Consider the following 20,300-nt stretch of genomic DNA (forward strand, 5'->3'; position numbering starts at 1 on the left):
GTTCGCGCGGCGTAGACAGCGGCCTGCGCGCGACGCAACGGCGGGCAAGGGAGACGTGCGCGCAGACGACCGTGACGCGGCCGCCTGCGCGCGGCTGTCAGGCCTGCGGCAGCAGTTCGAAGCCGACCGGCTCGCCGCTGGCCGACGACGCGCAGACCCACAGGTCGAACAACCCCGGCTCGGCCTCGAACCGGCCGTCGCGGCCGCTGAAGGCCAGGGCGCGGCGGTCCAGGGTGAACACCACATCCATGCCCTGCCCCTGCGCCAGCCGCACCTTGCGGAAGCCCTTCAGTTCGCGCACCGGGCGCACCCGGCTGGCGACGCGGTCGTGCACGTACAGCTGCACCACTTCCTCGCCGTCGCGCTCGCCGACGTTGTCGATGCGGGTGGTCACGGTCAGCGTGTCGTCCCAGCCCAACTGCACGCGATCCAGTTGCGGCGCGCCGTAGGCGAAGCGGGTGTAGCCGATGCCGTGGCCGAACGGATACAGCGGCGCGTTCGGGATCTCGCGCCAGCGCGCCTTGAACTCGCTCATCGTCGGCAGTTCCGGCCGGCCGGTGCGCGCGTGGTTGTAGAAGTACGGCTGCTGGCCCGGGTCGAGCGGAAAGCTGACCGGCAGCCGCGCCGAAGGGTTGTAGTCGCCGAACAGCACGTCGGCCACCGCCGGGCCGGTCTGCGTGCCCAGGTACCAGGTCACCGCGATCGCCGCCGCGTCGCGCACCGCGCCCTGCAGCGCCAGCGCGCGGCCGTTGCGCAGCAACACCACCAGCGGCGTGCCGGTGGCGGCGACGGCTTCGGCCAGCGCCTGCTGCACCGGCGGCAACACGATCTGCGTGCGCGACTGCGCCTCGCCGCTGTAGCGCTGCGGCTCGCCCAGCGCCAGCACCACCACGTCGGCGGTGCGCGCGGCGGCCACCGCCGCGTCGATGCCGCCGTCCAGCGGCGCTTCCAGCTCGCAGCCCGGCACCACGCTCAGCGCATCGGCGTCGTCCAGCGCCGCGCGTACGCCGGCCTCCAGGGTCACGTAGCGGGTCTTGTCGCCGAACAGGGTCCAGCAACCCTCGATGTTCTCGCGGTCCTGCACGAACGGCCCGATCAGCGCGATCTTCTGTCCACGCTTGCGCAGCGGCAGCACGTCGCCGTCGTTCTTCAGCAGCACGATCGAGCGCCGCGCCGCCTCGCGCGACAGCGCATCGTGCGCGGCGATGTGCGACTGGTCGGCCTCGCGCTGCGGGTCAAGCGAACGGTACGGATCGTCGAACAGGCCGATGGTTTCCTTCAGCGTCAGCACCCGCCGCACCGCTTCGTCCAGCGCGGCCATCGGCACTTCGCCACCCTCTATCAGCGACGGCAGGTGCGCGGCGTAGAAACCGCTCTGCATGCTCATGTCCATGCCGGCGAGGAACGCCTTCTTGGTCGCGTCGCGCTCGTCGGCCGCATAGCCGTGCGCGATCAGTTCCATGTCGGCGGTGTAGTCGGAGATCACGACGCCGGGGAATTTCCATTCGCCGCGCAGGATCTCGGTCAGCAGTTCGTGGTTGGCGCTGGCCGGCACGCCGTTGATGTCGTTGAACGAGGTCATCACGCTCAGCGCGCCGGCGCCGAACGCGGCCTGGAACGGCGGCAGGTGCACGTCGCGCAGGGTCTGCGGGGCGATGTCCACGCTGTTGTATTCCATGCCCGCGGCGACCGCGCCGTAGGCGGCGAAATGCTTGGGCGTGGCCAGCAGCGCGTCGTGCGCGCGCAGGTCCGGGCCCTGGAAGCCGCGCACGCGGGCGGCGGCGAACGCGCAGCCCAGTACCACGTCCTCGCCGGCGCCCTCGGCGCCGCGGCCCCAGCGCTGGTCGCGGGCGATGTCCACCGCCGGCGCATAGGTCCAGTGGATGCCGGCGGCGGTGGCCTCGACCGCGGTGGCGCGCGCGGTGCGCTCGGCCAGCTCCGGCTCGAAGCTGGCGGCCTCGCCCAGCGGGATCGGGAACACGGTGCGCATGCCGTGGATCACGTCCGCGGCCAGGATCACCGGAATGCCCAGGCGGCTCTCTTCCAGCGCCGTGCGCTGGATCCGCCGCCCCAGCTCGGCGCCCACGCCGTTGAACAGCGAGCCGACCAGGCCGGCGCGCACCTGCTGCAGCACCTCGTCGGCATTGCTGACGTTCGCTTCCGGATTCACGTCCGGCGCGAACGGGCGCACCATGTCGGCGAAGACGCCGAGCTGGCCGACCTTCTCTTCGACGGTCATGCGGGCGATGAGCGATTCGATACGATCCGAAGCCATGGGGTCCTTTGAGAAAACGTTTACATAGCCGTCAATTCTAGCTCTCCGGCCAGACGAAAGAGCAAATCCCGGCGCCGGATCCGCCTATTCAGGGAACTGTCTACCGTCGCCCGCCGCCGGCGACCAACGCCGCCATACGCCCCCGCATCCCGCTGCTGAACCGTTTGCGCCGCGCGCGTCGCACTCCGCACTGACCGGCGCAGGTGTCTCGTGCCCAGCGGGCGCGGCTGCGATCGTAGCGGCCCTGTGCCCTGGGTCCATGCCGGATTGCGTCTCAACCGCCTTGCGACGCGCTGGCCGCACACCCCGGGCGGCAACGCGAGGCGACCGGCGCCGCGCCGGCCAGGCGCCGCTCACGAGCTGAAGTAGGCCTCGGCGATCGCGCTGTGCAGGTAGCCGAGGTGGGTCTGGATCTCGTCCATGAACTCGGCCGGATTGTGCCGCGCCAGATAGGACGGGTCGGCATTGCGCACCAGCCCGTTGATCCGCATCAGCGCGCGCTCCACGGTCGGCCGCGGCGGCATGGTCGGCAGGATGTGCTGGGCGCGGGTCAGGCAGAAATGCACGCTGCGCGGGAAATCGTTGTTCTGCAGCAGGAAGCGCAGCGCATGCTCGCCGGTGACGCGCTGGCGCACGTGGCGCCGGTACATCTGGTAGGCGGCCAGCGAGCGCAGCACGCTCATCCACTGCATGTTCTGGTAGGCCTCCAGATCGTCGGCCTTGCGCGGGGTGATCAGGCCCGAGGCGCCGGCATCGATGATGCGCGTGGTCATGTCGGCCTGTTCGATCGCCGTGCCCAGGCGCAGGAACTGGAAGCCGATGTCGCGGCTGACGTTGGCGGTGAGCAGGCCGGAGACCTTCAGGCAGGCGTCGGTGACGTGGCCGAGGAATTCCATCCGGTAGCGACGGCCGACGCTGCGCTCGCCGTTGGCGTCGATGTACAGGTGCAGGTCGTTGACCGCCTCCCACACTTCCTGCGGCAGCGTGTCGCGGATGCCGCGCAGCAGCTCGCGCGCCTGCCGCGCCGAACTGCGCAGCGAGGACGGATTGCGCTCGTCCAGCAGCAGGAAGCGCACCACGTCGGCGTCCCCGACGTCGTCGCCGGCGTTCGGGAACCAGACGTTGAAGATCTCGCCGGCGCCGACCGTGTCGATCATCGGCCGCCAGGCGAAACGCACCGAGCGCGGCAGGTCCAGCTGCAGCAGGCTGCCCACGCCGACCAGCCGCGCGGTGGTCTCGGCGCGGCGCACGTAGCGGCTGAACCAGTAGAGGTTGTCGGCGACCCGCGACAGCATCAGTCCATCTCCTCGTCCAGGTCCACCACCCAGGTGTCCTTGGCGCCGCCGCCCTGCGAGGAATTGACCACCAGCGAACCCTCTTCCATCGCCACCCGGGTCAGCCCGCCGGTAGTGACGTAGACGTCCTCGCGCGACAGGATGAACGGGCGCAGGTCCAGATGCCGCGCCGACGGGCCGACCTCGGTCACGATCGGCGCGGTGGACAGGCCCAGCGTCGGCTGCGCCATGTAGTTGCGCGGATCGGCCTGGATCAGCTTGCGGAACTCGTCGCGCTGGCGCTTGGTCGAGCGCGGCCCGATCAGCATGCCGTAGCCGCCGGATTCGTTGGCCGGCTTCACCACCAACTGGTCGAGGTGCTCGAGCACGTACTTGCGATCCTTGTCGTCGTGGCACAGGTAGCTGGGCACGTTGGGCAGGATCGGCTCTTCGTCCAGGTAGTAGCGGATCATCTTCGGCACGTAGGCGAACACCACCTTGTCGTCGGCCACGCCGGCGCCGGGCGCATTGGCCAGCGCCACCTTGCCGGCGCGCCAGCTGCGGATCAGCCCGGGCACACCGAGCACCGAATCGGGGTGGAACACTTCCGGATCGATGAACAGGTCGTCGACCCGGCGATAGATCACGTCGACCCGGCGCGGCCCGTAGATGGTGCGCATGTAGGTGCAGTCGTCGTCGGCGACGAACAGGTCGTCGCCCTCGACCAGCTCGATGCCCATCGCCTGGGCCAGGTAGGCGTGCTCGAAATACGCGCTGTTGAAGATGCCCGGGGTCAGCAGCGCGATCACCGGCTGGTCGCCGGGGCGCGGCGACAGCGCGGCCAGGGTGTCGTACAGCTGCGCCGGATATTCGTCCACCGGCAGGATCGCGCTGGTCTCGAACAGTTCGGGAAACACGCGCTTGGCGACCATGCGGTTTTCCAGCATGTACGACACGCCGCTGGGAATGCGCAGGTTGTCTTCCAGCGCGTACAGCGTGCCGTCGGCGTCGCGCACCAGGTCCGAGCCGCAGATATGCGCCCACACGCCCAGCGCCGGGGTGATGCCCACGCACTGCGGACGGAAGTTCACCGAATGCTCCAGCAGCATCGCCGGAAACACCTTGTCCTTGACGATGCGCTGCGCGCCGTAGACGTCGCCGATGAACAGGTTGAGCGCGCGCATGCGCTGCTTCAGCCCGGCCTCGGTGCGTTGCCACTCGCGCAGCGGGATCACCCGCGGGATCAGGTCGAACGGCAGCGTGCGATCGACGTTGCGGCCATCGGAATAGACGGTGAAGGTGATGCCCATGACCCGTGCGGCGACATCGGCGGCGAGCTGGCGCTCGGACAATTCGCGGCCGGACAGGCTGGACAGGTATTCGATGACCCGGCGGGCGGCGGGACGCGGCTGACCATCTGCCTGGATCAGCTCGTCGTAGGTGGCCGTGCGGTACTTGCTCCAGTCCATCGTGCCCCGTCGGTGTACGCCACCGGGCGCGATCGGCCGAGTGTTGCGTTGCACAGCAACATGCCCGGAACCGGAATGAGCGTCAAGCGGCTGCGCCGATGCCGCGCCGGCGCGCGCTCAGCCGGCGTCGCGGCATCGCTCGATGATCACGCCCACCGCCTGCGCGCCGCGCACCGCCCCCGGCTTGCTCAGCTTCAGCCGCAGCCAGCGCACCTCGAACTCGTCCAGCACCGCGGCCGCACAGCGCTCGGCCAGCGTCTCCACCAGGCCGTAGTCGGACTGCTCGACCAGCTCCACCAGGCGTTTGCTGACCGCCTTGTAGTTGAGCGTATCGGCGATGTCGTCGCTGGCCGCCGGCACCCGGTTGTCGAAGCCCATCTCCAGATCGAAGCGCAAGGTCTGCCGGATCCGCCGCTCCCAATCGTAGATGCCGATCAGCGCGTCGATCTCTAGACCTTCGATGAAAACTTTATCCATTGGGGGCCGGGAATGGGGAGTCGAGAATGGGGAATGGTAAGAGCAAACGCAAAAGCGGAGGCAAAGGCAAAACCGCACGGAGCCCGCTTTTACGATTCCCGATTCCCCGTTCCCGATTCCCCCGCTGCCGCCGCCAACGGCGGCAGCTCCGCCATGTCCCACCGCGGCGTCACCCGCACCGCCGCGTCGCTGGACTGGCCGGCCTGCAGGCGCAGCGCGCCGGCGAAGGCGATCATCGCGCCGTTGTCGGTGCACAGCGCCGGGCGCGGGAAACAGGCGCGGCCGCCGCGCGCCTGCGCCATCGCCTGCAGCTTGGCGCGCAGGCGCACATTGGCGCCGACGCCACCGGCGACCACGATGGTGTCGCTGCCCGCCGCCTGCAGCGCGCGCTCGCACTTGATCGCCAGCGTGTCCACCACCGCATCCTCGAAGCCGCGGGCGATGTCGGCGCGGGTGCTCTCGCTCTGGTCGCTGCCGCGCCAGGCCAGCAGCACCTGGGTCTTGAGTCCGGAAAAACTGAAATCCAGCCCGGGCCGGTCGGTCATCGGTCGCGCGAAGCGGTACCGGCCCGGCGTGCCCTGCGCGGCCAGCGCGGCCAGCTGCGGGCCACCCGGGTACGGCAGGCCCATCATCTTGGCGGTCTTGTCGAAGGCCTCGCCGGCGGCGTCGTCCAGGGTCTCGCCGAGCAGCCGGTACCGGCCGATCGCCTCTACCGCGATCAGCTGGGTATGCCCGCCGGACACCAGCAGCGCCACGAACGGCGGCGCCGGCACGCCGTGCACCGGGTCAGGGTCCTCCATCAGCGGCGCCAGCAGGTGGCCTTCCATATGGTGGACGCCGATCGCCGGCACCTCCAGCGCCCAGGCCAGCGCGCGGGCGACGCCGGCGCCGACCAGCAAGGCGCCGACCAGGCCGGGGCCGGCCGTATAGGCGACCCCGTCGATGTCGCGCACCTGCAGCCCGGCCTCGGCCAGGGTCTGGCGGATCAGCGGCAGCAGCTTGCGCACATGGTCGCGGCTGGCCAGTTCCGGCACCACGCCGCCGTATTCGGCGTGCAGCGCGATCTGGCTGTACAGCCCGTGCGCGCGCAGCGCGGCCGCGCCGGACAGGGCGGTGTCGTAGACGGCGACGCCGGTTTCGTCGCAGCTGGATTCGATGCCGAGGACTCTCATGGCTGCCATTGTGGGGCCGAATCGGCGGCAGGCAAACGTCCCGCTTGCAGCCAGGAAATCAGTCGCTATAATGTGCGGCTCGCCGGGCGTGACCCGGTCACCATTGTGTCCCGGAGATTCCATGCCCAGCGTCAAAGTCCGCGAGAACGAGCCCTTCGAGTTTGCGCTCCGTCGCTTCAAGCGCACCTGCGAAAAGGCCGGCGTGCTGGCCGAAACCCGCAAGCGCGAGTTCTACGAAAAGCCGACCCAGGAACGCAAGCGCAAGGCCGCAGCCGCGGTGAAGCGTCAGCTGCGCCGTACGTCTCGCGACGTCACCAAGCGCCAGCGTCTGTACTGAGGATCGCGGTTTGCGGTAGCGGGTTGTGCCGGTTTCGGCATCCGCTACGGTAAGCCCACGAAGCCGGCACGCGCAAGCGTCGCCGGCTTTTTGTGTGGCCGTGGGTCAGGCCCGGCCAGCCCGCGTCGCGGCGCACCGCCTTCCGCATCGCGCCGGCGCACCCGCCACCGCCCCTGCGCCCGCCTCGGCGCGTGATCGCCTGCGCCGTGCCCGGACCGATGCGGCGCAGCGCCTAGAATGTCCCCCCTTCTTCCCTTTCCCCTGGAGCCCCTCATGACCCTCAAGCAGCAGCTCACCGACGACATGAAGGCCGCGATGAAGGCCCGCGACGCGCACAGCCTGGGCGTGATCCGGCTGATCAACGCCGCGATCAAGCAGAAGGAAGTGGACGAGCGCAAGGACGTGGACGACGCCGCGGTGCTGGCGCTGATGGACAAGATGGTCAAGCAGCGCAAGGACTCGGTGAGCCAGTACGCCGCGGCCGGGCGCGAGGACCTGGCGTCGATCGAGCGCGAGGAGATCGTGGTGATCGAGCGCTACCTGCCGGCCAAGCTCGGCGAGGCGGAGATCGTCGCCGCGATCCAGGCCGCGATCGCGCAGACCGGCGCCAGCAGCGCCGCCGACATGGGCAAGCTGATGGCCGTGCTGAAGCCGGCGCTGGCCGGCAAGGCCGACATGAGCCTGGTCTCGGTGCTGGTCAAGCAGCAACTGGCCGGCTGACCGCGCAGGCGGGCTTCACCCGCCTTTCGGCGCCGGGCTGCTACAACCCCCGCGAGCCTGCGACACCTTCCACGCGCATCCGCGGGCCCGGCATCACCTGCCGCGCCCGCTGCAAGGCCGTTGCCGTTCCCATGTCCCTGTCGCTGTCGCCCACCCGCCTGCAAAAACACCTCGAACGCCTGCAGCAGAGCCTGCCGGCGGCATTGCTGCGGCGTTTCGTCGAGATCGACGTGATGACCCAGGCCGCTTCGCTGTCGTTCTACGCGCTGCTGTCGCTGGCGCCGCTGCTGGTGTTGCTGCTGTGGCTGACCGCCTCGCTGTACCCGCAGGCGCAGCAGGCCTTCATCGAGCAGATCGGGCAACTGGCCGGGCATGGCGCGCGCGAAGTGGCGCAGACCATCATCGACAACGCCAAGAACCAGCCCAACGTCGGCTCGCTGGCCGGGCTGTGGAGCACGCTGCTGCTGTTCGTCGGCGCCACCGCGGTGTTCGCGCAGCTGCAGAACGCGCTGAACCTGATCTTCCGCACCGACAAGCAGCGCCTGGAAGGCATCGTGGCGTGGCTGAAGAAGCGCGTGTTCTCGTTCGGCGTGGTGTTCGCGCTGGGCTTCCTGCTGCTGATCTCGATGATCCTGACCACGGTGCTGCAGGTCGCCTTCGCGCGCCTGCCGTCGCTGCTGCCGGCGGTCGGCTACGCCTCCACGCTGGCGATCTACGTGCTGGCCTTCGCCGTGCTCTACCACTACCTGCCGGACCGGCGCGTGGAATGGCGCCAGGCGGTGATCGGCGGCGCCATCACCGCCTGCCTGTTCGTGGCCGGGCGCTACGCGATCGGCCTGTACATCGCCACCGCCGCGCCGGGCAGCGCCTACGGCTCGATGGGCGCGCTGGTGATCCTGCTGGTGTGGATCTACTACGCCACGGTGGTGTTCTTCGTCGGCGCGCTGATCACCGCGGTGATCGACGAGCGCCTGCGCTCGCGGCGCAAGCTCGCCGCGGCCGGGATCGACGCCAGCGCGATCACCGCGATTCCGCCGCCGCTGTAGCACCGCAACGCCAGGGTTTGCGGGCCGATCCGTGGCGGCGGCGCGGACGCATGGCATCCTATCGCCCATGGCCCGCATCCCCGACGCGTTCATCGACGACCTGCTCGCCCGCACCGACATCGTCGAGGTGGTCGGCACGCGCGTGCCGCTGAAGCGCCAGGGCAAGGAATACGCGGCGCGCTGCCCGTTCCACGACGAGCGTTCGGCCTCGTTCACGGTGTCGCCGACCAAGCAGTTCTACCACTGCTTCGGCTGCGGCGCGCACGGCACCGCGATCAGCTTCCTGATGAACTACGACCGCCTCGAGTTCCTCGACGCGGTCGACGAACTGGCCAAGCGCGCCGGCATAGAAGTGCCGCGCGACGCGCAACAGCGCGGCGCCGCGCAGGCCGCCGGCGACGACCATCGCGACCTGTACTCGGCACTCGATGCGGCGACCAAGTTCTTCCAGCGCCAGCTCGACGGCAGCGACAAGGCGCGCAGCTACCTCGACGGCCGCGGCGTGGACGCGGACAACCGCGCGCGTTTCCAGATCGGCTACGCGCCGGACGGCTACAGCGCGCTGAAGGACGCGCTGGGCACCGACGAGCGCCGCCACAAGCTGCTCGAGCGCGCCGGGCTGTTCTCCAAGAACGAGCGCGGCCACGTCTACGACAAGTTCCGCGACCGGGTCATGTTCCCGATCTTCGACCGCCGCGGCCGGGTCATCGCCTTCGGCGGCCGGGTCATGGACAAGGACGACGGCCCCAAGTACCTGAACTCGCCGGAGACCGCGCTGTTCCACAAGGGCCGCGAGCTGTACGGCCTGTGGCAGGTGCGCCAGGCCAACCAGAAGATCGAGCGGCTGATCGTGGTCGAGGGCTACATGGACGTAGTCTCGCTGTTCCAGTTCGGCGTCACCCAGGCGGTGGCGACGCTGGGCACCGCGACCACCTCCGAACACGCCGAGCTGCTGTTCCGCAACGCGCCGGACGTGTTCTTCTGCTTCGACGGCGACGCCGCCGGCCGCCGCGCCGGCTGGAAGGCGCTGGAATCGGTGTTGCCGCGGATGAAGGACGGGCGCCAGGCGTTCTTCCTGTTCCTGCCCGACGGCGAGGACCCGGACAGCATCGTGCGCAAGGAAGGCGCCGACGGCTTCGCCGCGCGCCTGCAGCAGGCCACGCCGCTGTCGCAGTTCTTCTTCGACGAACTCTCGCGCGAGGTCAACCTGGCCACGCTCGACGGCAAGGCGCGGCTGGCCGAGCGCGCGCGGCCGATGCTGGCGCAGATTCCCGATGGCGCGTTCGGCGACCTGATGCGCCAGCGCCTGGCCGAGATCACCGGCATCGGCGGCCCTGCGCCCGCCGCCGCGCAGCTGGCCAAGCCGCCGCCGCGCGCAGCGGCACGGCCGACGCAGAAACGCAGCCTGGTGCGCGAGGCGATCGTGCGCCTGCTGCACACGCCCTCGCTGGCGCTGGACCTGCCCCCGCCCTACCCGTTCGCCGGCCTGCGCCTGCCCGGCATCGAACTGATGATCGAACTGCTGGAGATCGTGCACACGCGCCCGGACATTTCCACCGGCGCCCTGCTCGAGCATTTCCACGAACGCGAGGAACTGCCCGCGCTGCAGAAGCTGGCGGTGCAGGAGATTCCCGGCGAGACCGCCAGCTGGCGCCAGGAACTGCACGACGTGGTGGTGCAACTGGAACGGCAGACGTTGCAGCAGCGGCTGGAGGAACTGCAGGCCAAGCAGCGCGCGCAAGGCCTGGACGAGACCGACAAGTACGAACTGCGCGAGTTGTTCAAGGCGCGCGCGGCGCTGCATTGAGGGCGGCAGGCGGGATCAGGCCATGGCCCGATCCCGCGAGCGGCGGCGGCGATCATTCCCCGAGTGCGGCGCGCTCCTCGGCCTCCAATGCCTTCACCGTGTCGCTGCCCGCATCCAGACGCCTGGCCAGTTCGGCCAGCAGGGCATCCATGTCCACCTCGGCGGTCTGCAACGCGCGCCCGAGTGGCACCACCGGCTGCAACCAGTCCGCGATCAGCGCTTCATAGGCCGTGCCGTGCTGGATCCGCATCTGCTCGAGGAAGGCCAGCGTGGTGGTCGGCGGATCGCCGCTGCGCGTCCCCTGCAGCGGCTGATTGGTGATCTGGCTGTAGATGACCCCTGAGGCGCGCGCATTGGCCCTGGCGAAAGAGACCAGGGCATCGACACCTGCGATCGGCTTGTTGCCGTAGAGCGATTTGATCTGCCGCAGCATCGCCAACACCCATGCATGCGGCACCGCGTCGAGCGTGTTCCACAGATCGCGATTCCAAGTCTGGTACGGCTTGTTCCCGATGACCGGCGGCAGCGTCGCCTGAAAGAGCGCCGCGAAATCGGTGTTTCCTGGCGTGGCGCCTGCTGTCGGATAGCAGTACACCGCTTTGCAGCCATCGAGCCTGCCGGTGCGCTCGAACCAGGTCGCCATGGTCGGCGCCAGCGCGCCGCCCAGGCTGTGGCCGGCGAAGATCACGGTCGCGTTTTCGCTCGCGGCGGTTTGCAGAAAGCTGGCCAGGGTCGTGCCTGGCGCCGATGCCGACGCCGGGCTGACCATGTCGAGCAGATGCCACACCCCCAGCGCGGTTCCCATCGAAATGACGACCGTCCCCGGCGCCACCGGCTTCGGGGTCCTGACCGGGGCGGTGCCGGCCAACGGGTCGTAAGTGGCGAAATCGACCACCACGGACACATCGAAATCCTCCACCAACCAGTCGTAGAGAGAATTCGGATTGGTGGCGCAGATCGCCACGACATAGACATCGCCTTCGATGCCCGGCACCGCACCCGCCTTGGCCACGAACATCGCATTGTCCGACCGCTGCGAGTCCGGCGCCTGCCAGACCTGCGGTCCCCAGACGAGCTCCCAGGTGCCGATGGCGTTCTGCGCCGCCGCCGAGGCCAGCGTCGCATGCAGCACATGTTGGTAGTCGGCCTGCAGCGCCTGTGCGGTTCCCTTGCGCGTGCTGACCCAGTTGGACAGGCTCGAGAGCGCGAACACGGTCTGGTATTGATCGTATTGCATGGCTTGCTCCTTCTCCGTTGCGATCCTTGGAAAGGCAAGCGCCGACGATCGCGTGACCCAGCGCTCGCTCGCCGCGCTCATCGACGGGGCGTGGGCAATCTAGCAAGCACGCGATCGCCGGTTGTGGCCGGAGCGGCGTACGCAGCAACATGTCTGCGAGTTGTCTACGGCTTGCTGACGGATTCGCATCCGCGCGCAGCGCTTCCTAGAATGAGCCTCCCCTCGCCCACCTCCCCGCCATGATCAGACACTGGCTCGCCCGCCTGCGCATCGAACCGTTCACCCTGGCCTTGCTCGGTACCGTGCTGCTGGCCTCGCTGTTGCCGGTGCAAGGGCAGGCCGCGGCGATCATGGACGACGTCACCGACATCGCCATCGCCGCGCTGTTCTTCCTGCACGGCGCGCGCCTGTCGCGCGAGGCGATCGTCGCCGGCGCGCTGCACTGGCGCCTGCACCTGACCATCCTCGCCGCCACCTTCGTGCTGTTCCCGCTGCTGGGGCTGCTGCTCAAGCCGCTGTCGCACTGGCTGCTGACCCCGGAGCTGTACATCGGCGTGCTGTTCCTGTGCGCGCTACCGTCCACGGTGCAGTCGTCGATCGCGTTCACCTCGATGGCCGGCGGCAACGTGCCGGCGGCGGTGTGCAGCGCCTCGCTGTCGAGCCTGCTCGGGGTGTTCCTGACGCCGCTGCTGATGGGCCTGCTGGCCGGCGCGCAGAGCGCGATGGCCAACCCGCTGGAGGCGATGGGCAAGATCATGCTGCAGCTGCTGGTGCCGTTCGTCGCCGGCCACCTGCTGCGGCCCTGGGTCGGCGGCTGGGTCGAGCGGCGCCGCGCAGTGCTGCGCTACACCGATCAGGGCGTGATCCTGCTGGTGGTGTACACCGCCTTCAGCGCCGCGGTGATCGAGGGCCTGTGGCGCAAGACGCCGCTGCCGGCGCTGCTCGGCGTGGCGCTGGTCGCCGCGCTGCTGCTGGCGCTGGCGATGGGGCTGATCACCTTCGCCGCGCGGCGGCTGGGCTTCAGCCGCCGCGACGAGATCCCGATCGTGTTCTGCGGCTCGAAGAAGAGCCTGGCCACCGGCGTGCCGATGGCCAAGGTGCTGTTCGCCGGCGGCAGCCTGGGCGCGATCGTGCTGCCGGTGATGATCTATCACCAGATCCAGCTGATCGTCTGCGCCTTCGTCGCGCAACGCTATGCGCGCGATGCGAAGACGGCCAAGCACGACTAGCGACCGCGGCCCGTCGCGGCGGCAGCGGCCCGGCGCGGCCTGTCCCAGTTCAAGCCGCGGCCGCTGCCCGCGCTCGGGCGCCACACGCCGATCGATCAGGTCTGCGCTAGCGAGAACGCTGCGCAATGGCGCTCGCCCGGCGCCGCGCCATCGCCATCGCCATCGCCATCGCCGGTGCCGCGAGCCGCAAGCGCGCTGGCCGCCGCCGCTGAGTCGCGGCATATGCAAATGCGCAACCGCCATGTCCGCCAGGTACACGCAGCGCGATCGGCTAGGTAGAGTGCGCGATTGGCGCCATGGCCTGCACGGCATCCGCCGTTGCCGCCCTCCCCTCTTCGCCCGGTGACCGACGTATGCGCCGTACGCTCCGCCTTTCCGTCATGACCTCCGCCAGCCTTGCCGCACTGCTGGCGCTGGGCGGCTGCGACAAGCCGCCCGCTCCCGCCAAGCCGCAGGCCATCGCGCCGGCCAGGGCGCCCGACAGCGCCGGCATCGCCTGGCGCGAGGGCGACGTCGACGACGCCTTCGCCGAAGCGCGCGAGCAGAACAAGCCGGTGCTGCTGTACTGGGGCGCGGCCTGGTGCCCGCCGTGCAACCGGCTCAAGGCCACGCTGTTCAAGGACCCGGCCTTCATCGCCCGTACCCGCGCCTTCGTCGCGGTGCATCTGGACGGCGATTCGGAAGGCGCGCAGGCCTGGGGCGAACGCTTCGGCATCAAGGGCTACCCGACCATCATCGTGCTGCGCCCGGATCGCAGCGAGATCACCCGCCTGGCCGGCGACAGCGACACCGGGCGCCTGGCCGAGGCCTTGCGCGTGGCCGCGACCCGCACCACCACCTCGGCGCAGTTGCTGCAGAAGGCACTGCAGGCGCCGGCCACGCTCAGCGCCGACGATTGGACCCTGCTCGGCGAATACGGCTGGGCGGTGGATGCGAGCAAACTGGTCAAGCCGGAGCAGGCCGCCGGCGTGCTCGCGCAACTGGCCGCGGCCGCGCCGCAGCCGGCGCTGCAGCGCCGCTTCGCGCTGCTGGCGCTGGCCGCGCGGGAACCGGACAAGGCCGGCGCCACCGACGCCAAGCGCCGCGCCGCCGATCGCCGCCTGCTGCAGGCGGTGCTCGCCGATCCGGCCGAGGCGCGCGCCAACCGCAGCACCCTGACCTATTCGGCGCGCGAACTGGTGCAGGCCGCGGCGGCCGATGCCAGCGAACGGACCACACTGTCCAATGCGCTGACCGGCGCGCTGGACCGGGTCTACGCCGACAGCAGCCTGCCGATCAGCGATCGCCTGGATACCGCGTACGCCGACATCCAGCTGGCGCGGCTGGCGCAGGGCCAGCCGGCCGACGCCGGCGACGCGCCGCATCCGCCGCTGCCGGCTGCGGTGGTCGCCAAGGTCCAACAGCGCGTGCAGTGGGCCGAGCAGGCGGCCAAGACCGATTACGAACGCCAGTCCACGATCAGCAATGCCGCCGGCCTGCTCGACGACGCCGGCGACAGCGCCGGCGCCGAACAGCTGCTGCTGGCCGAGCTGGGGCGCAGCAAGACGCCGTACTACTACATGCCGGAACTGGCCGGCCTGGCCGAGGCGCGCGGCGACAAGCAGACCGCGCTGTACTGGCTGAAGAAGGCCTACGAGAGCGCCGAAGGCCCCGCCACCCGGGTGCAGTGGGGCGTGCTCTATGTCGACGGCCTGATCCGGCTGCAGCCGGACAATGCGGCCGCGATCGAGGCCGCCGCCGGCCAGGTCATCGGCGAACTGGCCGGGCAGCCCGGCGGCTACCACCAGCGCACCAGGCAGCGCTTCGACACCCTGGCCAAGACCCTGCAGGGCTGGAGCAAGGGCCATGGCGGCAGCGCCGTGCTCGCACGCCTGCAGCACAAGATGCAGCAAAGCTGCGGCAGCCAGGACCGCGACAGCTGCCAGCATTGGCTGAGCTGAGCGCCCGGGTCATCGCGGCATGCGTCGGTGCTGGCGCACGCGCCTGCCGAGCAGCGCGCGCGCCGCACCGGGCGCCATCGAACGAAGGCCGTGCACCATCGGAGCCGCTCCGGCCTGCACCGGCTGCGGCGCCAGCGCCCGCGCGCCGCGGTCGATCGGCGCGGCTCAGTCGGCCGCAGTTTCCGGCCACAGCGTCGCCACCACCTTCAGCCTGACCCGCGGCGGGCCGAGCGTGGAGGCCACGCGCCAGCCGTCCGGCGCGGGCTGCTGCTGCAGCGTATAGCGCACCCGCTCGCTGCCGCCATGCGGATGCGGTATCAGTTGCCATGCCGCCGGCAGGGCCAGCGTGTCGGCGTATTCGAACAGCACCACGACCTCGCAACGCGCGGGATGGTCGCAGCGCACCGCGCCGCGCTGCCAGCCGCGCACCGCGTGCAGCACGTCCCAGCCCGGTTCGTCGTAGCCGCGCGGCGCCACGATGTAGCGCGCGAACGGCCAGGCTTGCAGCCGCCCGCCGTCCAGCTCGAAGGCCAGGTAGGCGTCGATCGCCTGTTCCGGCGTGTCCCACGCCGATGCCGGCAACGGCAGCGCCGCCAGCGCCAGCAACCCGGCGTGGCGCAGGCGGCTCACGCGCCGGTCGGCATCGGCAGTGCCGGCAGCAACCAGTGATCCACCAGCAGGAACGCGAACAGCGCCATCAGGTACACGATCGAATAGCCGAACATGCGCATCGAGAACATCTCGTCCGGCGGGTCGAGCATGCGCCAGGCGTACCAGACGAACACCGCGTTCAGCACCAGCGCGCCGCCGAGGTAGAACACGCCGCTCATGCCCACCGCCGCCGGCAGCAGCGTCGCCACCACCAGCAGCAGCGTGTACACCAGGATCTGCTTGCGCGTATGCGCCACGCCGTGGGTGACCGGCAACATCGGCACCGACGCCTTGGCGTAGTCGGCGCGGCGGAAGATCGCCAGCGCCCAGAAGTGCGGCGGCGTCCACACGAAGATGATCAGCACCAGCAGCGACGCGTAGGCCCAGTCCCACTGCCCCTGCATGCCGGTGATCGCGGCCCAGCCCAGCAGCGGCGGCGCCGCGCCGGCCAGGCCGCCGATGACGATGTTCTGCGGCGTGGTGCGCTTGAGGAACACGGTATAGATCACCGCATAGCCGATCAGCGAGGCGAAGGTCAGCACCGCGGTGATGGTGTTGACCCAGATCACCAGGATCGCCATCGACAGCGCGGTCAGCGCGGTGGCGAACAGCAGCACCTGCCACGGCAGCACCTTGCCCACCACCAGCGGCCGCCACGAGGTGCGCGCCATCTGCGCGTCGATGCGCGCGTCCAGCAACTGGTTGATCGCCGCCGCGGCCGATGCCGCCAGCCAGATGCCGAAGAAGCCGATCAAACCGGTGCGCACCTGCGCCCAGGTCGGCACGCCCGGAATCGCCAGGCACATCCCGACCAGCGCGGTGAACACGATCAGCGCCACCACCTTGGGCTTGGTCAGGTCCCAGTAGTCGCGCCAGTGGAGGCCCTTCGTGCTCATTGCGGCGCCCGCAGGCGCGCCAGCAGCGACACCAGCACGAACAGCAGCGCCACCGCGCCGGCGTTGTGCAGCACCGCCACCGGCAACGGCAGCGCCAGCTTGACGTTGAGGATGCCCAGGCTGACCTGCGCCACCAGCAGCAGCGCCAGCGCCGCGGCCCAGCCGCGCATGCCCGGCGAGCGGCTCAGCCGCCAGCCCAGCCACAGCAGGTAGGCCGCCACCAGCAGCGCCATCATCCGGTGCGCCATCTGGATCGCGATGCGCGCCGCGCCGTCGAGCACGCCGCCTTCGTAGTCCACGCCGATGCCGCGCCACAGGGTGAAGCCTTCGCGGAAATCGTGCGGCGGCCACCACTGGCTGACGCAGCGCGGGAAGTTGTCGGCCGACCAGCTGCCGCCGCCGCAGGCCAGCGCCGCATAGTTGGCGCTGACCCAGCCGCCGAGCGCGATCTGCAGCGCCAGCACCGCCACGCCGATGCGCAGCAGCCACTTCAGCCGCGACGCATCGGCCAACGTGATCGGCAAGTGGGTGGCGCGCCAGGCCATCCACACCAGCAGCGAGAACATCAGCAGGCCGCCGAGCAGATGCCCCATCACCACGATCGGCTTGAGCAGCAGGGTCACCGTCCACATGCCGAGCAGCGCCTGGAAGATCACCACCGCCAGGGTCAGCACCGCCGCGCGCGCCAGGTCGCTATTGGACCAGCGCAGCGCCGCCAGCAACAGGATCGCTTCGCCGGCAGCGGCCAGCGCCATCGCCAGCGACGGCCAGCCGGACATGTACAGCGGGATCGACAACGCCACCAGCAGCGCGGCGCCGACGATCTGGACGATGCCCAGGCGCCGCCGTCGTGCGGCCAACAGCGACAGCACCAGCACTTCCACGCCCAGCGCTCCGGCCAGGAAGCGGTGCACCTGCTCGCGCCAGGCCTTGTGCGTCTCCAGCGGGCGGATCTTGCTGGCCGCATGCGCGTTGGCCTCGTCGCTGCTCTGCGGCCAGGTCACCCGGCCATAGCAGGTCGGCCAGTCCGGGCAGCTCATCCCCGCGTCGGACAGGCGCACGAACGAACCGAACATGATCGTGCTGGCGGTGAACAGCGCCGCCAGCCAGGCCATGCGGTGGAAGTGCCGAAACAGCGCCGGTGGCGCGAACAGGTTCATAGGGGGACGGCTCACAGGAGTTTCAGCAGCTTCGACAGGTCCGCGCGCAACCCGGCCGGGTCGAAGCCCGGCGCGTAGCGCAGCACCACGAAGCCGTTCGGATCGATCACGTAGACCGGCACCCCGGCCGCGTCGTGCACGCGCGGCAGACCGTCAAGCAATGCGGCGTCGGCACGCAGCACGCGTACCTGCGGCAGCGCGCGCACCGCCGCCGGCGGCGTGCCGATCCACAGGATCTGCACGTGGTCGGCGTCGTGGCCGAACAACTGCCAGACCTTGTCCAGGTCGCGCGCCAGCGCCTCGCAGGCGCTGCTGCAGTCGCGCGGCGGCGCCAGCGCGATGCGCCACAGGCGCTGCTGCGGTTGCCAGGCGTAGACGCTGCCGTCGTCGAGCCGCGGCTGCAGCGCGCGCAGGTCGGCCGGCGGCTTCAGCAACTCGCCATGGTTGCGGCTGCCGGGCGGTTGCCAGCCGGAAAACCGCAGCGCGCCGGCGACCAGCATCGAGCCGAAGAACAGGGCGAACAGCGCGATCAACGTCCAGCGACCGCGTGCGGTCGCCTGGCGTGGAGCCGAAGGGGAGGCATTCATGCCGGGGATTTTCTCATGCGCGCGCGCTCAGCGCCCGCCTCGCCCCTTGCGCGCGCGCCAGCTGAGCAGGCCCGCGGTGATCAGCACGGCCAGCGCCAGGCCGAACCATTGCACCGCGTAACCCAAGTGGCGCTCGGGCGGCAGCGTGTTCGGCAGCATGTCCAGGTCGCGCGGATAGCCCAGCGGCAGGGCCGGATCCAGGCGCAGCACCTGCGACAAAATGTCGCGGCGGCCGAGCGCCCGGCCGATCGCCGCCGGCTCGAGGCGCATCGCCAGCCACAGCTGCGGCGCCGGCGCGGCGACCAGCGCCGGCCCCAGGGTCAGCCCATGCGACGGCACCGGCCCGAGCAGGCCGACCAGCGTGTACCTCCCCTGCAACGGCAGCGGCCTGGGCAGCGCGCGGTCGGCCGGCAGCGGCAACCAGCCCAGTTCGACCAGCAGCGGCGCGGAGGCGCCATCGGCCAGGAACGGCTGGTAGACCTTGACCCCGCTGCGGCCCTCGCGCAGCTGATTGTCGAGCAGGATCTGCCCGGGCAGGAAACGGCCAGCGCCATGCACCCAGGCCAGCTGCGTCGGCCGCGCCGCGCGCAGCGCAGCGGCCAAGGCCTGCGGACGATCGCGGATGTGCGCGGCCTGCGCGAGCAGCGCCTGTTTCTCGTGCATGCGCAGCAACTGCCAGCGGCCCAGGGCGCAGAATCCCAGCGCCACCGCCAGCGCGATGCACCAGCCGAGCCACAACGGCATGCGCGCGCGCGCGGCGACGCGCGAAGACGCGGCGAGGGTCATAATGCGGCGATACCGTGCACCGAGACGCCCATGAACGACTCGCTGAAAACCCTGCTGATCGTCGCGTTCCTGCTGGTCATTCTGTGGAACCTCGGCGCCGGCCTGTACTACCTGTTGGTGGACCGCGGCCAGAGCAAGCGCACGGTGAACGCACTGACCTGGCGCATCGGCCTATCGGTATGCCTGATCCTGCTGGTGATCCTGGGCATCTACACCGGCGTGATCAAGCCGCATGGGCTAGGCCGCTGACGCGGCCTAGCCGGGAATGGAGAATCGGGAATAGGGAATCGCAAGAGCAGCGCCCTGCTTTGCCGAATCCCCAATCCCGAATCCCTAATCCCTAATCCCTAATCCCAGCCGTCAAAGTACATAGACGAACAGGAACAGCGCCAGCCACACCACGTCGACGAAGTGCCAGTACCATGCCGCCGCTTCGAAGGCGAAGTGGTTGTCGCGGCTGAAATGGCCGCGCGCCGAGCGCAGCCACATCACCAGCAGCATGATCGTGCCCAGCAGCACGTGCACGCCGTGGAAGCCGGTGAGCATGAAGAAGGTCGAGCCGTAGATGCCCGAACCCAACGTCAGGTTGAGCTCCTTGTAGGCGTGGATGTATTCCTCGGCCTGGAAGTACAGGAAGGCGCAGCCCAGCAGCACGGTCAGCCCCTGGAACACCAGCAGGCGCGTGCGATGGCCGGCTTTCAGCGCATGGTGGGCGATGGTCAGGGTCACGCCGGAGCTGAGCAGGATCAGCGTATTGATCAGCGGCAGGCCCCACGCCGGGATGGTCTGGAACTGGCCGCCGATCGCGCCCGGGCCGTTGGTCGGCCAGGCCGCCGAATAGCCGTCCCACAGCAGCGCGTTGGTCATCACCCCGTCGCCGGAGCCGCCCAGCCACGGCAGGATGAAGGTGCGGGTGTAGAACAGCGCGCCGAAGAACGCGCCGAAGAACATCACTTCGGAAAAGATGAACCAGACCATGCCCATGCGGAACGACACGTCGACCTGGCGGTTGTAATGGCCGGCGATCGATTCGCGGATCACGTCGCCGAACCACATGAACAAGGTCGCCACCAGCATCGCGATGCCGATGAAGAAGGTCCACTTGCCCCAGGCCGCGTCGTTGAGCCAACTGGCCACGCCGATCATGGTCACGAACATCGCGATCGAGCCGATGAACGGCCAGCGGCTCTGGCTGGGCACGTAATAGGCAGTGGCGTCGGTGCTGGGCTGGGCCATG

Annotated in this window: 19 protein-coding genes; 7 read left to right on the forward strand and 12 right to left on the reverse strand. The window is 69.9% G+C overall.

Annotated elements, in window-relative coordinates; genetic code table 11:
* Nucleotides 1-97: 97 nt before the first annotated feature.
* The 5 genes from JR064_RS11715 to tsaD all read right to left on the reverse strand — a co-directional run bounded on the left by JR064_RS11715 (nt 98) and on the right by tsaD (nt 6,667).
* Complete coding sequence (locus tag JR064_RS11715) at nt 98-2,275, reverse strand: glycoside hydrolase family 3 N-terminal domain-containing protein (RefSeq protein WP_206229834.1); 2,178 nt, start codon at nt 2,273-2,275, stop codon at nt 98-100.
* Nucleotides 2,276-2,628: 353 nt separating this feature from the next.
* Nucleotides 2,629-3,570, reverse strand: coding sequence for an alpha-E domain-containing protein (locus JR064_RS11720; protein WP_179567840.1), 942 nt, complete (start codon nt 3,568-3,570; stop codon nt 2,629-2,631).
* A complete protein-coding gene (locus JR064_RS11725; protein WP_179567842.1) occupies nt 3,570-5,018 on the reverse strand; it encodes a circularly permuted type 2 ATP-grasp protein in 1,449 nt (482 codons plus the stop codon). The genes JR064_RS11720 and JR064_RS11725 overlap by 1 nt, the downstream gene beginning before the upstream one ends.
* Before the next feature lie 117 nt (nt 5,019-5,135).
* The gene (folB, locus tag JR064_RS11730; RefSeq protein WP_206229835.1) at nt 5,136-5,495 is read right to left on the reverse strand and encodes a dihydroneopterin aldolase; all 360 of its coding nucleotides are present in this window, start codon (nt 5,493-5,495) and stop codon (nt 5,136-5,138) included.
* Nucleotides 5,496-5,584: 89 nt separating this feature from the next.
* The gene (gene tsaD, locus JR064_RS11735) at nt 5,585-6,667 is read right to left on the reverse strand and encodes a tRNA (adenosine(37)-N6)-threonylcarbamoyltransferase complex transferase subunit TsaD (protein ID WP_206229836.1); all 1,083 of its coding nucleotides are present in this window, start codon (nt 6,665-6,667) and stop codon (nt 5,585-5,587) included.
* A gap of 121 nt (nt 6,668-6,788) precedes the next feature.
* Here tsaD and rpsU point away from each other — a divergent pair, with 121 nt between their 5' ends.
* From rpsU to dnaG, 4 genes are all read left to right on the forward strand, one after another.
* On the forward strand, nt 6,789-7,004 hold the full coding sequence (gene rpsU, locus JR064_RS11740; RefSeq protein ID WP_003465342.1) for a 30S ribosomal protein S21: 216 nt from the start codon (nt 6,789-6,791) through the stop codon (nt 7,002-7,004).
* A gap of 273 nt (nt 7,005-7,277) precedes the next feature.
* Entirely contained in the window at nt 7,278-7,724 is a 447-nt protein-coding gene (locus JR064_RS11745) for a GatB/YqeY domain-containing protein (protein ID WP_191826935.1), read from the forward strand.
* A gap of 131 nt (nt 7,725-7,855) precedes the next feature.
* Nucleotides 7,856-8,770, forward strand: coding sequence for a YihY/virulence factor BrkB family protein (locus tag JR064_RS11750; RefSeq protein WP_179567850.1), 915 nt, complete (start codon nt 7,856-7,858; stop codon nt 8,768-8,770).
* 67 nt (nt 8,771-8,837) lie between these two features.
* A complete protein-coding gene (gene dnaG, locus JR064_RS11755; RefSeq protein WP_206229837.1) occupies nt 8,838-10,577 on the forward strand; it encodes a DNA primase in 1,740 nt (579 codons plus the stop codon).
* A 52-nt stretch (nt 10,578-10,629) separates the two neighbouring features.
* Here dnaG and JR064_RS11760 read toward each other — a convergent pair whose 3' ends face one another.
* Entirely contained in the window at nt 10,630-11,814 is a 1,185-nt protein-coding gene (locus tag JR064_RS11760; protein ID WP_206229838.1) for a lipase family protein, read from the reverse strand.
* Between the two features lie 239 nt (nt 11,815-12,053).
* Here JR064_RS11760 and JR064_RS11765 point away from each other — a divergent pair, with 239 nt between their 5' ends.
* Nucleotides 12,054-13,043 (forward strand): bile acid:sodium symporter family protein, encoded by a 990-nt coding sequence (locus JR064_RS11765; protein ID WP_179567856.1) that lies wholly within the window; start codon nt 12,054-12,056, stop codon nt 13,041-13,043.
* A gap of 353 nt (nt 13,044-13,396) precedes the next feature.
* Complete coding sequence (locus JR064_RS11770; protein ID WP_206229839.1) at nt 13,397-14,983, forward strand: thioredoxin family protein; 1,587 nt, start codon at nt 13,397-13,399, stop codon at nt 14,981-14,983.
* A gap of 165 nt (nt 14,984-15,148) precedes the next feature.
* Here JR064_RS11770 and JR064_RS11775 read toward each other — a convergent pair whose 3' ends face one another.
* The 5 genes from JR064_RS11775 to JR064_RS11795 are packed head-to-tail and all read right to left on the reverse strand — an operon-like array spanning nt 15,149 to nt 19,063.
* Nucleotides 15,149-15,613: a hypothetical protein gene (locus JR064_RS11775; RefSeq protein WP_206229840.1), complete on the reverse strand. Its 465-nt coding sequence runs from the start codon at nt 15,611-15,613 to the stop codon at nt 15,149-15,151.
* On the reverse strand, nt 15,610-16,530 hold the full coding sequence (gene cyoE / locus JR064_RS11780) for a heme o synthase (protein WP_206229841.1): 921 nt from the start codon (nt 16,528-16,530) through the stop codon (nt 15,610-15,612). The genes JR064_RS11775 and cyoE overlap by 4 nt, the downstream gene beginning before the upstream one ends.
* A complete protein-coding gene (locus JR064_RS11785; RefSeq protein WP_206229853.1) occupies nt 16,527-17,690 on the reverse strand; it encodes a COX15/CtaA family protein in 1,164 nt (387 codons plus the stop codon). The genes cyoE and JR064_RS11785 overlap by 4 nt, the downstream gene beginning before the upstream one ends.
* Nucleotides 17,691-17,701: 11 nt before the next feature.
* A complete protein-coding gene (locus JR064_RS11790) occupies nt 17,702-18,277 on the reverse strand; it encodes a hypothetical protein (RefSeq protein WP_206229842.1) in 576 nt (191 codons plus the stop codon).
* Between the two features lie 27 nt (nt 18,278-18,304).
* Nucleotides 18,305-19,063: an SURF1 family protein gene (locus JR064_RS11795; RefSeq protein ID WP_206229843.1), complete on the reverse strand. Its 759-nt coding sequence runs from the start codon at nt 19,061-19,063 to the stop codon at nt 18,305-18,307.
* 30 nt (nt 19,064-19,093) lie between these two features.
* Between JR064_RS11795 and JR064_RS11800 the strand changes: the two genes are divergently transcribed.
* Nucleotides 19,094-19,312 (forward strand): twin transmembrane helix small protein, encoded by a 219-nt coding sequence (locus JR064_RS11800; protein WP_003480622.1) that lies wholly within the window; start codon nt 19,094-19,096, stop codon nt 19,310-19,312.
* 111 nt (nt 19,313-19,423) lie between these two features.
* Here the strand turns inward: JR064_RS11800 and JR064_RS11805 are convergent, their stop codons facing one another.
* Nucleotides 19,424-20,299, reverse strand: coding sequence for a cytochrome c oxidase subunit 3 (locus JR064_RS11805; RefSeq protein ID WP_179567868.1), 876 nt, complete (start codon nt 20,297-20,299; stop codon nt 19,424-19,426).
* Nucleotide 20,300: the final 1 nt, after the last annotated feature.

This window comes from Xanthomonas bonasiae, assembly GCF_017163705.1.
Taxonomy (GTDB): Bacteria; Pseudomonadota; Gammaproteobacteria; order Xanthomonadales; family Xanthomonadaceae; genus Xanthomonas_A; species Xanthomonas_A bonasiae.

Bases quoted from the DNA above. Each gene is read 5' to 3' on its own strand.
- rpsU (WP_003465342.1), top strand. From the start codon at position 6,789: ATGCCCAGCGTCAAAGTCCGCGAGAACGAGCCCTTCGAGTTTGCGCTC.
- JR064_RS11725 (WP_179567842.1), bottom strand. From the start codon at position 5,018: ATGGACTGGAGCAAGTACCGCACGGCCACCTACGACGAGCTGATCCAG.
- JR064_RS11770 (WP_206229839.1), top strand. From the start codon at position 13,397: ATGCGCCGTACGCTCCGCCTTTCCGTCATGACCTCCGCCAGCCTTGCC.
- JR064_RS11750 (WP_179567850.1), top strand. From the start codon at position 7,856: ATGTCCCTGTCGCTGTCGCCCACCCGCCTGCAAAAACACCTCGAACGC.
- JR064_RS11760 (WP_206229838.1), bottom strand. From the start codon at position 11,814: ATGCAATACGATCAATACCAGACCGTGTTCGCGCTCTCGAGCCTGTCC.
- JR064_RS11715 (WP_206229834.1), bottom strand. From the start codon at position 2,275: ATGGCTTCGGATCGTATCGAATCGCTCATCGCCCGCATGACCGTCGAA.
- JR064_RS11790 (WP_206229842.1), bottom strand. From the start codon at position 18,277: ATGAATGCCTCCCCTTCGGCTCCACGCCAGGCGACCGCACGCGGTCGC.
- JR064_RS11805 (WP_179567868.1), bottom strand. From the start codon at position 20,299: ATGGCCCAGCCCAGCACCGACGCCACTGCCTATTACGTGCCCAGCCAG.
- JR064_RS11795 (WP_206229843.1), bottom strand. From the start codon at position 19,063: ATGACCCTCGCCGCGTCTTCGCGCGTCGCCGCGCGCGCGCGCATGCCG.
- cyoE (WP_206229841.1), bottom strand. From the start codon at position 16,530: ATGAGCACGAAGGGCCTCCACTGGCGCGACTACTGGGACCTGACCAAG.
- dnaG (WP_206229837.1), top strand. From the start codon at position 8,838: ATGGCCCGCATCCCCGACGCGTTCATCGACGACCTGCTCGCCCGCACC.
- folB (WP_206229835.1), bottom strand. From the start codon at position 5,495: ATGGATAAAGTTTTCATCGAAGGTCTAGAGATCGACGCGCTGATCGGC.
- JR064_RS11785 (WP_206229853.1), bottom strand. From the start codon at position 17,690: ATGAACCTGTTCGCGCCACCGGCGCTGTTTCGGCACTTCCACCGCATG.
- JR064_RS11765 (WP_179567856.1), top strand. From the start codon at position 12,054: ATGATCAGACACTGGCTCGCCCGCCTGCGCATCGAACCGTTCACCCTG.
- JR064_RS11745 (WP_191826935.1), top strand. From the start codon at position 7,278: ATGACCCTCAAGCAGCAGCTCACCGACGACATGAAGGCCGCGATGAAG.
- JR064_RS11720 (WP_179567840.1), bottom strand. From the start codon at position 3,570: ATGCTGTCGCGGGTCGCCGACAACCTCTACTGGTTCAGCCGCTACGTG.
- tsaD (WP_206229836.1), bottom strand. From the start codon at position 6,667: ATGAGAGTCCTCGGCATCGAATCCAGCTGCGACGAAACCGGCGTCGCC.
- JR064_RS11800 (WP_003480622.1), top strand. From the start codon at position 19,094: ATGAACGACTCGCTGAAAACCCTGCTGATCGTCGCGTTCCTGCTGGTC.